The sequence below is a fragment of the Dyella jejuensis genome (genome assembly GCF_044904675.1).
GTDB lineage: Bacteria > Pseudomonadota > Gammaproteobacteria > Xanthomonadales > Rhodanobacteraceae > Dyella_B > Dyella_B jejuensis.
On the sequence record NZ_JADIKJ010000013.1, the window covers coordinates 89,077 to 105,029 of the forward strand.

Below are 15,953 nucleotides of genomic sequence, written 5' to 3' on the forward strand. Positions count from 1 at the left end.
CAGATCACGAGCGCTCGTCATGCAGTGGCCGCGGCGCAGGCCTGGTTGGCCTGGTGTCCGGGCTTTTCATGCAGCAGCCGGCGCATGACACCATTGGTCCAGCCAAAGCCATCCTGCAAGGGATACTCGCCGCCGCCACCGCCGACCGCGCCACCGGAAGGCACCACCAGCACGTACTTTTCCACCAGCTTGCTTTCGCGCTCGTAGAGGCTGCTTACGGTGTCCAGCCAGCGATGGGCAATGTCGTCGGCCAACTCCAGGCCGTAGCGCCGCAGTCCGCATATCGCCAGCCACTGCAGTGGCGCCCAGCCGTTGGGCTTGTCCCATTGTTCGCCGCTCTGCGCCTCGGTGGTACCCAGGCCACCTTGCTCCATCAGCCGGGTGCGCAGCGCCAGGGCAACCTGCGCGGCCTGTTTGTCGCTGGCCAGGCCCACGTAAAGCGGAACGCTGGCCGCTGCGTTGAGTGCGGTGCGTGGCGCGCGGCGCTGCCAGTCGTAGTCGAGGAAGCTGCCGGCTTCGGCATGCCAAAAAATGCGCTGGATCGCCGCGCCGCGCGCGTCGGCGCGCGCCCTGAAGGCGTCGGCCTGTTCGCGCTGCCCATCCGCCTGGCTGAGTTCGGCGATCTGCTGCTCCAGCTTGTACAGGAACGCATTGAGGTCTATCGGCAAAATGGCGGTGGTGCGGATGCTTTCCAATTTGCCGCCGTCGCACCAGCGCGAGCTGAAATCCCAGCCGGATTCGGCACCGGCGCGCAGATCGCGATATACCTCGGCCTGCGGCCGCGAGCTGCGCCGGGCTGTGGTGACGTCTTCCAGATACGATTCTTCGCGCGGCGTATCGCGATCGTCCCAATAGCGGTTCAGCAGTGTCCCATCCTCGAGCCGCACGCAATGACGGTGCGCATCGCCCGGACGCAGCGTCTGGGCGCCTTCCATCCAGAAGTCGTATTCCCTGCGCAGTTGCGGCAGGTATTCGAGCGCGCCGCACAGGCCATGCTCCTCGAACAGCTCCACCATCATGGCGAACACCGGCGGTTGCGAGCGGCTCAGATAATAAGTGCGGTTGCCGTTGGGCACGTGGCCGTAGGTGTCGATGAGATAGGCGAAGTTGTTCGCCATCGCGCTGAGCAAATCATGGCGACCGCTTTGCGCCAGGCCGAGCATGGTGAAGTAGGAATCCCAGTAGTACATCTCACTGAAGCGTCCGCCCGGCACGACGTAATCTTCCGGTAGCGGCAGCAGCGATGACTGCGCTGGATGGTGGTGCGGCCGCCGGGTCAACACATCCCACAATCCGTCGATATGGTCGCGCAGCGATTGGCCCGGCACGGAAACGTAATGGCTGCGGTGAATCTCGGGCACTTCGAAATGGGCACGCACGAACGCGGCCAGATCGAAGCCGTGCTGCGCATGCTGCTGGCGATACAGCGCGAGAATCCGCTCGGGCTCTCCGATGGGCGCGCAGTCGACGAAGGTTTTGCTGTCGGGAAATACGCGGCCCAGTTGTACCGCGACGAACAGCTCCTGGTAACGATCGGCGGGCGTCAGCGTATCGGCCGATGCCACTCCTGCGGGTTTGATGCGTGGATTCGCCGTCGAGGGTTCATTCATCACTGTGGCTCGCGTAAAAGCGGCGCGCCGCATGAAGCGACGAGCACCGGGAACGGACGTCAGCGTCGGTCAGCAGCGAAGAACCTACGGTGCACGCCGTGGACTGGCGGTGAACGCGGCCCTGCGTAGCATTGATCAGCGCACGCTAGAGCAGCCAGGGCACGAGCGCTTTCACCTGGCGCATGTAGTTGCGGTACTGCTCGCCGAAAAATTCGCACAACCAACGCTCTTCCAGCCGCAGCTTGCGCCAGAAGGATATGGCCATGATCGCGGTAGCGATAACCGCGCGCCATTCGCCTATCGCCAGCGCCGTGCCGGCGAACGCCAGCAGGAGCCCGGTATAGATCGGATGCCGCACGATGCTGTAAGGACCGCGCACGATCAGTTCGTGATCGTGCTTGAGCTGCACGACCCCGCTCCAGTTGCGTCCGAGGATCACCCGCGCCCAGCAGGTAAGAGCAAGGCCGGCAACGGTCAGCGCAAAGCCCAACCACACCAGCCACAAGGCAAACGGCACGAAGCGCTCGTCGAGGAAGCTGTTTCGGAACAGACGGCCACTCCACAGCAACAACACCGCGATAATGATGGGCAGCATGTATTTGCCGAAGCGCGAAAAACGCGACTCCACGCGCACGGCCCGTTTCACGCCCAAGGCACTGATGCCCCAGTAGAGCAGCCAGAGCAGCCATAGGCCAAAAAACAACGTGTCCAATGCCACCGGTGTCGGCTCCGTCGGGTTGCCGGGTTAGGCCATGCCGGCGCGGCGCCGGTCCGGTCCTTGCGTGCACGAACGCTGGAGAGGATCGCAAAAAAGCGTCCCCGTTCGCGTTGCATCAATCAGCGACATCGGCGATCAGCCTGTCCAGTTCGGCCTTCAGCATCGCGCCATGCTGGCGCAGCCAATCGCGTTGTTCACGCCAATCCGGAAAGATCGATTCCACGTGCGCCCAGAAGCGCGGCGAATGGTTGCGCACTTTCAAATGGCACAGCTCGTGCGCCAGCACGTAGCGCAGCGCCGGGGCCGGCGCCAACGCCAGGGCAAGATCGAGATTGATGCGATCGCGCGTATCCAGGCTGCCCCAAAGGCTTTTCATCGGGCGGATGCGCAAGGCGGTTGGCGCCAAGCCCAGCTGTGGCACGTAGCCGGCCAGCCAGCGCGATACATCGCGGCGAATCTGCGTTTCGAAATAGGACGCAAGCAATCCGCGCGCGACCGGCAAGGCACGGCTATGCGGACGCGGGATTTCCAGCGTCAGGCCGCCATCGTGGGCGACGACCCGTGGATAGGCGCCCTCGTCCCAGTCAAGCACCGTCATTTCGCCGCGTAGCGGAAATTCGATGGCGGTACCCACTCGCAGCGGCGGCAATGGCTCGCTGACCAGATTGAGCTCGCCGAGCTTCTTCTCCAGCCAATCGGCGTTGTGGCGCAGGAAAGCGTTGACCTGCGACAAATGCGTGCCTTGCGGATAGGTGATGCGCGCGCCCTTCGTCGACACGGTAAGGCGCAACCGCCGCGCACGCGGATGCGAAGCCTTCAACACGCGGATAGTGTTGCCGCTGGGCGTTGCCAGCTCCAGCCAGTCGCCGTCGAGATACGCCATGTTCCTGCCTTCCGCTACTGCCTGCCGGAGCCAGAATGGCCCCTGGGCCCAAGCAGGATGTGGGGCGGCAGGGCGTTGCGCAAGGGCTTTCTTGCCCGCCACGCCGGAAGCCCGGCGCAGCGCGCGTCTCAGGAATCCTTGGGACGGGGCAGGCCGAACCATTCCTCCAACTTGGCCAGCAACCGCTCCAATTCCAGGGTCAGCAAGGCGAACCGGGCATCCATTTCGGCGGCGGCATCCTGCTGGCTGTCGCCCAGCTCATCCAGCACGGCATCGAGGAATTTCAGCTTGCGCAGTACCAGGTCTTCCCCGAGCACAAAGCTGATGCGATCGTCGAAAACCAAGCCCAGCTGGAACACCTGCTTGCCATTGCGCAGATGCTCCTTCACTTCCTCGGCGTCCAGGTCCTGGCGGCGGCAACGCGCGATCGCGCCAGTCGCGGTCGCCGGGTCGCGCAGTTCGCATTCGTCGCCAAGCGCGAGGCCACCGGGCAGATTGCCGCCGGCGAGCCAGTCGGTCATCAGCACGCGCGGACCTTCTTCGGGCGCAAGCGGCACCGCCGGGAAGCTGCCGAGCGCCTCGCGGACCTGCGTCAACGCATTCTCGGCCGATTTACGGCTGGAAGTATCCAACACCAGCCAGCCATGCTTGCGGTCGACATAGGCGGACATGCGCGAGCTGCGCACGAAGGCACGCGGCAGCAATTCGGTAAGCAGGTCTTCCTTGATGCGCTTGCGTTCGCGCCCGCCGACCTTGCGGCCTTCTTCCTCCGCGATCTTCTGCACCTTGCGCTGCAGCTCATCGTTCACGACCGCTGCGGGCAGCAGCTTTTCTTCGCTGCCGACGGTGAGCAACGTGCAGGCCTTGACCACTTGGGTCATGGCCGCATCGTCACCACGGCCAACCGGCGGCACGAAACCGCGCGTGCCCGTTTCCAGCGGACCGCAGGAGCGCAGGCGATGCTCGCCCAGCACCTCCTCGAGGCGGTTGAGGTCTTCGGCAACGGCGGGAGAAAAACGGAACAGCGTAAGGTTGCGAAAAAACATGCAGGATCCGGTGAAATGACGCCTCTCCCCGCGCGCAGGAAGAGGTTGGCAGAAGGTTTTCGAGCTTGCCCTGACCGCAGCGACCTTGGCGCGCGCCCTCCGGCAGCGGGGAGCGGCGCGCGCTTATCGTGCAATCACGCAGCTCAGCGAATGACGGCAGCCACCGCGGCAACGACGGTATCGAGATTGTTGCGGTTGAGCGCCGCCACGCAGATACGGCCCGTGCCGATGGCATAGATCGCATGCTCCTCGCGCAGGCGATCGACCTGCTCTTTACTCAAGCCCGAGTAGGAGAACATGCCGGCCTGCCGCTGGATGAAATCGAACTGCGGCGCACCGTGTGCGGCCAGTTTTTCCACCATGCCGGCGCGCATGGCGTGGATGCGTTCGCGCATGTCGGCCAGTTCATGCTCCCACAAGGTGCGCAATTCCGCGCTGTTGAGCACGCCGGCCACCAGCGCGCCACCATGCGTGGACGGGCTCGAATAGATGGAGCGGATGGTGCGCTTGACCAGCGACTGTACCCGCAATGTTTCCTCGCGCGTGGCGCCGACGATGGAGAGCGCGCCCACCCGCTCGCCGTACAGCGAGAACGATTTCGAATAGGAGTTGGCGACTACGAACGAATCGATGCCCGATTCGGCGAACAGCCGCACGGCGGCGGCATCTTCGTCGGTGCCTTTATCGAAGCCCTGGTAGGCCATGTCGATGAAGGGCAGCAGGTTGCGCTCCTTCACCAATGCCACGACCTGCTTCCATTGCTCGACCGTGAGATCGACCCCGGTAGGGTTGTGGCAGCACGCATGCAGCAACACCACGGTGCCCGGCTCGAGCGTGCCCAGGTCCGCCAGCATGCCGTGGAAATCCAGGCCGTGCGTGGCCGGATCGTAGTAGCCATATTCGACAACCTCGAACCCGGCCGCCGTGAACACCACGCGGTGGTTTTCCCAGCTGGGACGGCTGATCGCCACCTTGGCCTTGGGCAGCGCCTTCTTCAGCAGGTCCGCGCCGACCCGCAGCGCGCCGCTGCCGCCGACCGTTTGCGAAGTCGCCACACGCCCGGCCGCCAACAACGGCGAATCGGGCCCGAACACCAATTTTTGCGTCGCCTGCGTATAGGCCGGCAGGCCGTCGATCGGCAGGTAGCCGCGCGGCCAGGATTCGCGCGCCAGCGCTTCTTCCACCTGACGCACCGCACGCAGCATGGGGATGCGGCCGGTTTCATCGTAATAGATGCCTACGCCCAGGTTGACCTTGCCGGGACGGCTGTCGGCCACGAAGGCTTCGGTGAGGCCCAGGATCGGGTCGCCCGGGGTCATTTCAACGGATGCAAAAAGGGACACGGCGCTACTCGGTGGTGGAAGGGGAAGTATGGACGTCCAGACGTCCGCCGGGATTTGCTAAGTTTGCTCGCCATCGTTGCCCGCAAGCCAGCCATGGACGTCCGCGCGCTGGGCGCCCTCGCGCGCGCCCAGCGCAGCGAAATCGAACAGCCGGCGGTCCGCCAGCTGCGAGGGCGCGACATTGCCCAGTGCGCGAAAGATGTTTTCGCTGCGCCCGGGATACTGGCGTTCCCACTCGTCCAACATGCGACCGACGGCCTTGCGCTGCAAGTTCTCCTGCGAGCCGCAGAGATTACAGGGAATGATCGGGAACTGCCTGCGCGCGGCGTAGTCGGCGATGTCGCTTTCCTTGCAATAGGCCAGCGGACGGATCACCACATGGCGCCCATCGTCCGAGCGCAGCTTGGGCGGCATCGCCTTGAGGCTGGCCTGGTAGAACACGTTGAGGAAGAACGTGCCCAGGATGTCGTCACGATGGTGGCCTAGCGCGATCTTGGTAACGCCGTTGGCGGCAGCCCAGTGATAGAGCGCGCCGCGGCGCAGCCGCGAGCACAGGCTGCACAGGGTCTTGCCCTCGGGAATGACCCGGGTCACCGTGCTGTAGGTATCCTGCTCGATGATATGGAAAGGCACGCCGCGCCCGCCCAGGTAATGCGGCAGCACGTGCGCGGGAAACCCCGGTTGCTTCTGGTCCAGGTTGACGGCTACCAGCTCGAAACGCACCGGCGCCTTCGCCTGCAGCGACAGCAGGATATCCAGCATCGTGTACGAATCCTTGCCGCCGGACAGGCACACCATCACCTTGTCGCCGTCCTCGATCATGTTGAAATCGGCGATCGCCTGGCCCATCTGGTGGCGCAGGCGCTTGGCCAGCTTGCCGGCCTCGTAGGCCTGCTTGCGGGCAATTTCGGGCTTGGCGGCCTCGGGATGAGCGGACATGGCAAGACGTTCGAACGACGGGCAAGCGCCTAGTGTACCTGCCTCACCGCCGATGTTCCGGCGCGCTACACTTGGCGTCTCACCGCTGTCTTTGCGATTGTCACCATGCAGGCCCAGGATCCGACCCAGATCGCCCATCTCCTGGCTGAGCTTCGCCAGGAGCACCGCGACCTGGACACGGCGATCGCACATATGGCCGCCTCGCTGGGCCGTGACGAGCTGCAAATCACCCGCATGAAAAAGCGCAAGCTGCTGCTGAAGGACACCATCGCGCGGCTTGAAAGCAAGCTGATTCCCGATCTCGACGCCTGACTGCCCACTTAACTTCCGATGCCTACACTCGCTCTGGTTGCCCTGCAGGACGATCACGTTCTGCTCGAACCCCTCGGACCGCATCACACGACCGGGCTCGAAGCCGCGGCGGCGGATGGCGAGCTCTGGAAACTTTGGTTCACCAGCGCGCCGGCACCGGGCCAGGCGGCGGCCTATGTCGAGAAGGCGCTGCAAGGACACGCCGCCGGCTGCATGCTGCCGTTCGCGGTACGGGAGAAAAGCAGCGGTGCGATCGTCGGCACCACGCGCTTCTATGATTTCGTGCCGGAACTGCCGCGCATCGCTATCGGCTACACCTGGTACGCGCAGCGCTGGCAGAAGAGCCATCTGAACACCGCCTGCAAGCGCCTGCTGCTAAAGCATGCGTTCGAGGTGCTGGGCTGCGTCGCGGTGGAGTTCCACACCGACGGCCGCAACCAGGATTCGCAGCGCGCCATCGAGCGCCTCGGCGCGCATCGCGATGGCGTGCTGCGCGCACACAAGCGCCGGCCGGACGGCACGCTGCGCGATACGGTTTGCTATTCCATTCTCGCCGGCGAGTGGCCCGACGTGCAGCGTTGGCTGGCGATGCGACTGGCGCGGCTGGCGAAGAAAAAGTGATCGGAGCACCGCGGCAGGCGGTGCCGCACCTCAGTCATTCGCCATCGCGGCCTATGCTCTACTCAAAGCAAGCGGTTGAGCAGCCGATCCAGCCGCACGCGGCTGAGGCGCCGCAATAGGGTCCGCACCTCGCCGGGGTAGTGCCGGGGATTGTCCAGCGCGCGGTAGTCGTCCAGTCGCCTGGCATGACGGCGCAGCATCTGCCATTCCGCTTCATGCCGCGCCGTAAGCTGGCAGGCCGGATCACGCAGCAGCAACCCGTTCTCCAGATCCAGTGCCCAGGCGCGTGGGTTGAAGTTATTGCCGGTGATGACGGCGACCTCGTCATCGACCAGCAAGCCTTTTACGTGATAGCTGTTGTCGCCGTCGCGCCATAGCCACAGGTTGAGCTGGCCGCGCGCGATGTGCGCCCGATGATTGCGCGCGAATCGTCGCAGATTGCTTTCGTAAAGGTACGGCAGCAGGCCGATCTTGCGAAAAGGCTCATGTGGCGGGATGTAGAAATCGTTGGCAGCCTTGTCGCCCACCATGATGTCAATCACACAGCCGCGGCGCAGCAACTGGCCCAGCACCGCACGAACGGGCCTGGGCAGGTTGAAGTACGGGGTGAAAAGCACCACGCGGCGGCGCGCACCTCGCAGCAGCGTCAGCAGCGTCTCGTTCAACGGGTTGGCGTTGCGCCCAAAACCGATCAGCGGCGTTATCGCCACTTGCCCTGTCGGCACGGTTTCATGCGGCGCGTCGTACCGCGCATCCTGTAACTGGCGGCGCAGCTGGCGGATCGCATTCTGCAGATCGCGCGTCGCGAGCAAGGGCCGCTGGTCGAGGCGACTGACCGCTTCGTTACCGCGAAGATGACGATGCGCGAAGCCGGCCATGCTGTCCGCAAGCCCCGCATGCCGAATCAGATGATAGCGATCGAGCCGGTAGCGGCCATGCCGAGCCAGATACACATCGTTGAGGCTGGCGCCGCTGTACAGCACCTTGTCATCGATGATGAAGCCTTTCACGTGCAGCACGCCGAACAGTTCGCGGTTCTGCACCGGCACGCCGTAGATCGCCACGCCATCGCCGAATCGCTGGGCGTAGTCGCGATACAACGCTGCATTGCCCTCGCTCGCCAGCTTGCCGATCAAGCCCCGCCTGGCGCGATGCCAGTCGACATAGACCTCCACTTCCATGGCGGGATGCCGCCGGCGCGCGGCGTATAGTGCATCGAGCACCTCGCGGCCGGCGTCGTCGTCCTGCAGGTACAGCGCGACCAGGATGATTCGCTGCGTAGCCTGGGCAATCAATGCCAGCAGGGCCTGCCGAAAGGCGGCGGGGTCGCCCAGCACCTGCACGTCATCGGGAGCAACCGCGAACGCCGGCAAGCCCTCTGCCTGCATCAGGGAGGAGCGGCCCCGCGACAGCAAGCGCCGAACGAGACGATGGGACAACGGTGGCCGGCGGGGATTCATGGCGCCATGGTAGCGGGTCAGCCCAGGCGGCCGGATCGCAGCCATCGGCCAGCCATCGCCTACGATTCGCCCATGATGCCCTTGAGTGACTTCTTGAGCAGGCGCACCAGTTCCGGCAGTTCGCCCGATTCGAATGTCCGCACCTGCTCGTCCAGCAGTCCCGCCATCGTGGGCAAGGCGCGGCGCAGCAGATGCATGCCTGCGTCGCTCAGGCCAACCATGATCTTGCGCCGATCGGCCTTGTCGTAACCACGGATGACCAGTTTCCTGTCGCACAGGAAATGGACCAGTCGTTTCGTGTTGCTGGACGACTCCCCGGTGATTTCGCACAGGCTGGTAGTTGGCAGCATATAGCCGTCGGCACCATACAGCGCGACCAGGATGCTGTATTCCGGATAAGTGATATCCCATACCTTCAGCATGCCCCCGGCCATGATCCTTCCGCGCAGGTGAACTTGCGCAACCATGCGGGCAACCGTCATCCACTCGACCGGCAGTTCGGGGTGCATGCGCCGCAGATTGGCAATGCTCTTCTCGATAACGCTAAAAACGTTCGATGACATGAATGAGGCAGAAGGGTTGGCTCTCGATCATCTTCGTAGCCAGGCAAGTGATTCGTCAGTCTCTGATTGATGCGAATGCGTGTGGGCTTACACCGTGATGCGCCGCGAGCCGATTCAATTCGTGGACCTTTTTCCTGGATTTGTGATCGTCGACACGCTAGGAGTGCTCGGGCAATCCGCGAGGCTTTTGGTTTCGAATGAAACAATAGCTAGAAAACATCGATATAAATGGACGTCCATCCGTCCATTTCTTGCCAAATCGTCGATTCGGAAAAATTCTCATAATAAAAAGATTGACAGTTTGTAAGTGCGTGCCTTAGGGTCGACGACATGCCGCAACGCAACAGCCACCGCTACGTGACCCGCGCGATTCGTCCACCGACGCTCGCGGACATGCTGCCGGTTGTCGGCCTCCTTCTTCTTTCCCTTGTACTCGTACTCCTCATTACCAACGGAGGTGCGGGCTGAGGGCGCGTGTCAAGGTAAAGCAAAACTGACCTGATACCCCGAAGAACCCCGCACCCGACCAGGATGCGGGGTTTTTTGTTGCCCCTCGGCACCGCCCAAAACGGAGCCAGGCATGACCCCCCAAGCAGCAGCATCGAACGGCACCGACGAAGGTGGCGAAAGCGCCGAAGATCGCGTTCGCATCTTCGATACCACCTTGCGCGACGGCGAGCAGGCGCCCGGTTTTTCCATGGATCGGCGCGCCAAATTGTGCATGGCACAAGCGCTGGAGGCGCTCGGGGTAGACATCCTTGAGGCCGGCTTCCCGCAGGCTTCGCCGGATGATTTCGCCGCCGTCGACGACATCGCGCGCGCGCTGCGCAGTACCACGGTATGCGCATTGGCGCGATGCCAGAGCGGCGACATCGATACCGCCGCGCGCGCGTTGCAGCACGCACGACGGTCGCGCATCCACCTGTTCCTCTCCACCAGCCCGTTGCATCGCGAGCACAAGCTCGGCATGAGCAAGAACCAGGTGCTGGAAACGGCCATCGCTTCCATCGAACATGCGCGCAAGCACTGCGACGACGTGGAGTTTTCCGCCGAGGATGCGCTGCGTACCGAACCGGAATTCCTGGCCGACATCTTCAGCGCCGCCATCGCCGCTGGCGCCAGCACCCTCAACGCGCCCGATACCGTGGGCTACACCACGCCAGCCGAAATGGTCGAACTGTTCGCGTATCTGCGCAGCCACGTGCGCGATGCCCATAAGGCGGTGTTTTCCGCGCACTGCCACGATGATCTGGGCATGGCCGTCGCCAACAGCCTGGCTGCGGTGAGCGCCGGCGCGCGCCAGGTGGAATGCACCATCAACGGCATCGGTGAGCGCGCCGGCAACGCCGCGCTGGAAGAGATCGTGATGGCGCTGAAAGTGCGTGCGCCGCACTTCGGCCTGCATACCCGGATCGACACACGCAAGCTCTATCCGACCTCGCGTCTGCTGACCCAGGTGACCGGCCAGGCCTTGCCGCGTAACAAGGCCGTGGTCGGCGAAAACGCCTTCGCGCATGAATCGGGCATCCACCAGCACGGCATGCTCAAGCATCGCGGCACTTACGAAATCATGCGGCCACAGGATGTCGGCATCGCCGAGACCACGCTGGTGCTGGGCAAGCATTCCGGCCGCCACGCATTGCGCCAGCGCCTGGAGGCACTCGGCCATCGCTTCGACGACAACGCCATGGATAGCCTCTTCAAGCGCTTCAAGATCCTCGCCGACCGCAAGCGCGAAATTCGCGACGAAGACCTCGAAGCCCTGGCCCTGGGCCAGGATCCGGATGCCACCGGTCCGTGGCACCTGACCCAGCTCAACACCAGTTCGCACCTGGGCAGCAGCGCATCGGCGACCGTGAAGCTGAGCCATGAGGACGGCCGCCAGATCGGCGAAGCGGCGATCGGCGACGGCCCGGTGGACGCGGTATTGCGGGCGATCGAACGCGCCACCGGTACCGACATGGTGCTGACCCGCTTCCAGGTTCGCGCGATGAGCGAAGGCGGCGATGCGCAAGGCCATGCGCAGCTCACCGCGCGCCACGCCCAGCGCGACTGGAACGGCACCAGCGTGAGCACCGACATCATCGAAGCCACCGCACACGCCGCGCTGGCCATCGTCAATCGCATCGAGCGCCAGCTTTCCCAGGATCCGCCGCTTGCAGCCTACGGCCAGGGAGTGCCGCTTTCCGAGCGACGCGCGAAGGGATGCGCGCAACAGGAGACGTCCGCATGAATACGCCCTTCCTTTGGCACAACGGCCACATCAAGCCGTGGGCCGAGGCCACCGTGCACGTCAGCACGCATGCGCTGCACTACGGCTCGTCCGTGTTCGAGGGAGAGCGCGTGTACGCCACGCCGGAGGGGCCGGCGTATTTCCGCCTCGCCGACCATACGCGACGCCTGTTCGAGTCGGCGCGCGTGTATGAGATCCAGATCGGCTACAGCGAACAGGAAATCGATGAAGCTTGCCTGGAGGTGATCCGCGCCAACCGGCTGGCATCGGCCTATGTGCGGCCAATCGTGTTTCGCGGCGCCGGCGGGCTCGGCGTTCTCCCCAGGGACGGCGCGCCCGTCGACGTCGCGATCATGGCCTTGCAATGGGGCGCCTACCTTGGCGATGCCGCCGAAGTGGGAGCGGACGTATGCGTGTCCTCCTGGCATCGTCCCGCGCCGAACACGATCCCGAGCTGGGCCAAGGCCGGCGGCAATTACCTCAGCAGCCAGCTGATCGGGCTGGAAGCACGCCGCGGCGGCTACGACGAAGGCATCGCACTGGGACCTAACGGCCTGCTCAGCGAAGGCGCGGGCGAGAACCTGTTTCTGGTCAGGCGCGGCCGATTGCTTACGCCGCCGTCGAGCGCCGGCATCCTGGCCGGCATCACGCGCGATTCGGTTGTCACGCTCGCCCACGACCTGGGTATCGCGGTGGAGGAGCGCGACCTGCCGCGCGAAGCGCTGTACGCCGCCGACGAAGTATTCATGACCGGCACCGCCGCGGAAATCACGCCGGTGCGTTCGGTCGATCGCAAACAGGTCGGCAACGGCGCGCCCGGTCCGATCACGCGCGCGCTGCGCGATGCCTTCTTCGGCCTGTTCGACGGCCGCACGCCGGATCGCTACGGCTGGCTTACCCATGTCCCCGCTGCGGCCGCGCAAGGCCGCGCTTTCCCTCACCCACAGCCCGCGCTGGAGATCACGGCATGAGCCCGCAGACATTGTTCGAGAAAATCTGGAATGCCCATGTGGTCGCGCCCGAAACGGCTGACACACCCTCGGTGATGTACATCGATCTGCACCTGGTACACGAAGTCACCTCGCCGCAGGCTTTCAGCGAACTGCGCGCGCGCGGCCTGGGGCTGCGCCGTGCCGATCGCACGCTGGCCACGCTCGATCACTCCACCCCGACCCTGCCACCGCGAGCCAGCGGCGAGCGTCCTTACGCGAACGCCGAAGCCAAGGCCCAGGTGGCGCAGCTGGAAGCGAACTGTCGCGAATTCGGCGTCGACCTGTACGGTTGGGACAGCCGCGACCGCGGCATCGTGCACGTGATCGGCCCGGAACTGGGCGCCACCCAGCCCGGCATGACCATCGTCTGCGGCGACAGCCACACCTCCACCCATGGCGCGTTCGGCGCGCTGGCGTTCGGCATCGGCACCACCGAAGTCGGCCACGTGATGGCAACGCAGTGCCTGCTGCAACGCAAGCCGAAGACGTTTGCGATCCATGTCGACGGCAAGCTGCCGCGCGGGGTGGGTGCAAAAGACTTGATCCTGCACATCATCGGCGAGATCGGCGTGGACGGCGGCACCGGCCACGTCCTCGAGTACCGCGGCCAAGCCATCGAAGCGATGTCGATGGAAGAGCGCATGACGGTGTGCAACATGTCGATCGAAGCCGGCGCGCGCGCCGGCCTGATCGCACCGGACGAAACCACGTTCGCCTGGCTGCGGGGACGTCCGCGCGTACCGCAAGGCACCGCGTGGGAAGCCGCCGTGCAGCGTTGGCGCGGCCTGCGCAGCGACGAAGGCGCCGTCTACGACCGCGAAGTGCGCATCGACGCCAGCCAGGTGCGTCCTACCGTCACCTATGGCACGCATCCGGGCATGGCGATCGCGCTGGACCAGCCGGTGCCCGCCGCGCGCAACCCGCAGGAGCAACGCGCGCTCGACTACATGCAAGGCAGGCCGAACCAGCCGATGCAAGGCACCGCGGTGGACGTTGTATTCATCGGCAGCTGCACCAACTCGCGCCTGTCGGATCTGCGCGAAGCCGCACACGTGTTGCGCGGCAGGCGCGTTGCCGACGGCGTGCGCATGCTGGTGGTACCCGGCTCCGAAGCGGTGCGCCGCGATGCGGAGCACGAAGGCCTGCACGAGGTATTCCTTGCCGCCGGTGCGGAATGGCGGGTGCCGGGATGCTCGATGTGCATCGGCATGAACGGCGATATCGCCCAGCCGGGCCAGCTGGTGGTGAGCACGTCCAACCGCAATTTCGAGGGCCGCCAGGGCAAGGGCGCACGCACCGTGCTTGCCAGCCCGGCCACCGCCGCTGCGTCCGCGATCGCCGGCGCGATTGCCGATCCGCGCGAATACCTGACGGAGGTAGCGGCATGAGCGCCACCCAACCGCGCGATCAGTTCTCTCTTCCCTTCGAAGCGAGGGTCAAGGCGAGCGGCCAAGCTTGCCCGGCGCTGCCAGCGAAGCGCTCCCCCGCCGTGCAATCCTCTCTCCATGGGGAAGAGGAAGTCCGTTCACCTGGAGTCCTCGCATGAAACCCATCCATCGCATCCACTCGCGCACCGCGGTGCTGTCCGATGAAAACATCGATACCGATCGCATCATCCCCGCGCGCTTCCTCACTACCACCGAACGCAGCGACCTGGGCAAGCATTGCTTCCAGGATTGGCGCTACACCCACGATGGCGGCGACAACCCGGATTTTCCGCTCAACCAGCCCGCCGCGCGCGGCTGCGCGATCCTCGTCGCCGGCCGCAACTTCGGCTGCGGCTCATCGCGCGAACATGCGCCCTGGGCGTTGCTCGACTACGGCATCCAGGCCGTACTGTGCAGCGAGATCGCCGACATCTTCCGCGGCAACGCACTGAAAAACGGCCTGCTCGCGATCGTGCTGGAACAGGCGGAGCATCGCTGGCTGCTGCAAAACCCCGGCATCGAGCTGTCCATCGACGTGCGCGAACAAACCATCCGGCTGCCGGACGGCGGGTACATCCGCTTCCAGCTCGAACCGTTCGCACGGCATTGCCTGCTCAACGGCGTCGACCAGCTCGGCTTCCTGCTGCAGCACGCCGCGGCCATCACCCATTACGAACACGATCAGGAGAAGGCGGCATGAAAGCGCGCATCGTTACCCTGCCCGGCGACGGCGTAGGTCCCGAGGTCATCGACGCGGCGGTCGCCGTGCTGGAAGCCGTTGCCGAACGCAGCGGCCACACCTTCGCATTCGAAACCCATGCCATTGGCGGTTGCGCGATCGACGCCACCGGCGAGCCGCTGCCCGCCGCCACATTGCAGGCCTGCAAGCACGCCGACGCGGTGCTGCTGGGCGCGGTCGGCGGGCCGAAGTGGTCCGACCCGCAGGCCAAGGTGCGCCCCGAACAGGGCCTGCTGGCATTGCGTGCCGCCTTGGGCGTGTTCGCCAACCTGCGCCCGTTGCAGGTGCACCCGGCGCTGGCTTCGCTGTCGCCGCTGAAGAACGAGAAGCTCAAGCACGTCGACGTGCTGTTCGTGCGCGAATTGACCGGCGGCGCGTATTTCGGCGCCAAGACGCGCACGGTCGACACCGCCACCGACGAATGCAAATACACCGTGGCCGAGGTCGAGCGCGTCGCGCGCCGCGCCTTTGAACTGGCGCGCGAACGCCGCCAGCACGTCACCTCGGTGGACAAGGCCAACGTGCTGGAAACCTCGCGCCTGTGGCGCAGCACGGTGACGCGCATTGCCGCGGACTACCCGGACGTGAAGCTGGAACACCAGCTGGTCGATTCGATGGCGATGCTGCTGCTGACCCAGCCGGCACGCTACGACGTGATCGTCACGGAAAACCTGTTCGGCGACATCCTCACCGACGAAGCCGCCGCGCTGGCCGGCTCGCTGGGCCTGCTGCCATCCGCATCGCTGGGCGAAGGCAAGGCCGGCCTGTACGAGCCGATCCATGGTTCGGCGCCGGATATCGCCGGCCAGAATGTCGCCAATCCGCTGGGCGCGATCTTGTCGGCGGCATTGCTGTTGCGTCATTCGCTGGGACTGGACATCGAAGCGACCACCATCGAAGCCGCCGTGAACCATGTATTGAGCAACGGCCCGCACAGCCGCGATATCGGCGGCAAGGCTCATACCAGCGAGATCCGCGATGCGGTGATCGCCGCACTCGACGACGTTGCCACGCCAGCCTTTCTGTGCGGCCTGCGTGCGTGCGGTTGAGCGCAGATCCCATGAGCG

15 protein-coding genes are annotated in these 15,953 nt (G+C 64.9%); 7 read left to right on the forward strand and 8 right to left on the reverse strand.

What is annotated here, in order from left to right; translation table 11 throughout:
* Positions 1–17: 17 nt before the first annotated feature.
* The 6 genes from treF to ttcA all read right to left on the reverse strand — a co-directional run bounded on the left by treF (position 18) and on the right by ttcA (position 6,539).
* Positions 18–1,610: an alpha,alpha-trehalase TreF gene (gene treF, locus ISP15_RS12545; protein ID WP_404547839.1), complete on the reverse strand. Its 1,593-nt coding sequence runs from the start codon at positions 1,608–1,610 to the stop codon at positions 18–20.
* Between the two features lie 145 nt (positions 1,611–1,755).
* A complete protein-coding gene (locus ISP15_RS12550) occupies positions 1,756–2,328 on the reverse strand; it encodes a methyltransferase family protein (RefSeq protein WP_404547842.1) in 573 nt (190 codons plus the stop codon).
* A gap of 115 nt (positions 2,329–2,443) precedes the next feature.
* The gene (locus tag ISP15_RS12555) at positions 2,444–3,211 is read right to left on the reverse strand and encodes a M48 family metallopeptidase (protein WP_404547845.1); all 768 of its coding nucleotides are present in this window, start codon (positions 3,209–3,211) and stop codon (positions 2,444–2,446) included.
* 128 nt (positions 3,212–3,339) lie between these two features.
* Positions 3,340–4,257, reverse strand: coding sequence for a recombination-associated protein RdgC (locus tag ISP15_RS12560; RefSeq protein WP_404547847.1), 918 nt, complete (start codon positions 4,255–4,257; stop codon positions 3,340–3,342).
* A gap of 143 nt (positions 4,258–4,400) precedes the next feature.
* Complete coding sequence (locus ISP15_RS12565) at positions 4,401–5,600, reverse strand: amino acid aminotransferase (protein ID WP_404547849.1); 1,200 nt, start codon at positions 5,598–5,600, stop codon at positions 4,401–4,403.
* A gap of 57 nt (positions 5,601–5,657) precedes the next feature.
* Positions 5,658–6,539: a tRNA 2-thiocytidine(32) synthetase TtcA gene (ttcA, locus tag ISP15_RS12570; RefSeq protein WP_404547851.1), complete on the reverse strand. Its 882-nt coding sequence runs from the start codon at positions 6,537–6,539 to the stop codon at positions 5,658–5,660.
* 105 nt (positions 6,540–6,644) lie between these two features.
* Here ttcA and ISP15_RS12575 point away from each other — a divergent pair, with 105 nt between their 5' ends.
* Together ISP15_RS12575 and ISP15_RS12580 are read left to right on the forward strand one after the other, a co-directional pair.
* Complete coding sequence (locus tag ISP15_RS12575) at positions 6,645–6,851, forward strand: YdcH family protein (RefSeq protein ID WP_404547853.1); 207 nt, start codon at positions 6,645–6,647, stop codon at positions 6,849–6,851.
* Positions 6,852–6,869: 18 nt separating this feature from the next.
* Positions 6,870–7,472 (forward strand): GNAT family N-acetyltransferase, encoded by a 603-nt coding sequence (locus ISP15_RS12580; protein ID WP_404547855.1) that lies wholly within the window; start codon positions 6,870–6,872, stop codon positions 7,470–7,472.
* 62 nt (positions 7,473–7,534) lie between these two features.
* Here ISP15_RS12580 and pssA read toward each other — a convergent pair whose 3' ends face one another.
* The gene (pssA, locus tag ISP15_RS12585) at positions 7,535–8,932 is read right to left on the reverse strand and encodes a CDP-diacylglycerol--serine O-phosphatidyltransferase (RefSeq protein WP_404547905.1); all 1,398 of its coding nucleotides are present in this window, start codon (positions 8,930–8,932) and stop codon (positions 7,535–7,537) included.
* A gap of 59 nt (positions 8,933–8,991) precedes the next feature.
* Positions 8,992–9,495 (reverse strand): MarR family winged helix-turn-helix transcriptional regulator, encoded by a 504-nt coding sequence (locus ISP15_RS12590; protein ID WP_404547857.1) that lies wholly within the window; start codon positions 9,493–9,495, stop codon positions 8,992–8,994.
* Between the two features lie 580 nt (positions 9,496–10,075).
* On the opposite strand from ISP15_RS12590, the gene ISP15_RS12595 reads away from it, so the two are divergent.
* From ISP15_RS12595 to leuB, 5 genes are all read left to right on the forward strand, one after another.
* Positions 10,076–11,728 carry a 2-isopropylmalate synthase gene (locus ISP15_RS12595; RefSeq protein ID WP_404547858.1) on the forward strand — a complete coding sequence of 551 codons (1,653 nt, stop codon included), beginning with the start codon at positions 10,076–10,078 and terminating at the stop codon, positions 11,726–11,728.
* A complete protein-coding gene (locus ISP15_RS12600) occupies positions 11,725–12,699 on the forward strand; it encodes a branched-chain amino acid transaminase (protein ID WP_404547859.1) in 975 nt (324 codons plus the stop codon). The genes ISP15_RS12595 and ISP15_RS12600 overlap by 4 nt, the downstream gene beginning before the upstream one ends.
* Entirely contained in the window at positions 12,696–14,108 is a 1,413-nt protein-coding gene (gene leuC / locus ISP15_RS12605; protein ID WP_404547860.1) for a 3-isopropylmalate dehydratase large subunit, read from the forward strand. Before ISP15_RS12600 ends, leuC begins: the two co-directional genes overlap by 4 nt.
* Positions 14,109–14,262: 154 nt before the next feature.
* Positions 14,263–14,847: a 3-isopropylmalate dehydratase small subunit gene (leuD, locus tag ISP15_RS12610; RefSeq protein WP_404547861.1), complete on the forward strand. Its 585-nt coding sequence runs from the start codon at positions 14,263–14,265 to the stop codon at positions 14,845–14,847.
* Positions 14,844–15,935, forward strand: coding sequence for a 3-isopropylmalate dehydrogenase (leuB, locus tag ISP15_RS12615; protein ID WP_404547862.1), 1,092 nt, complete (start codon positions 14,844–14,846; stop codon positions 15,933–15,935). Before leuD ends, leuB begins: the two co-directional genes overlap by 4 nt.
* Positions 15,936–15,953 lie beyond the last annotated feature (18 nt).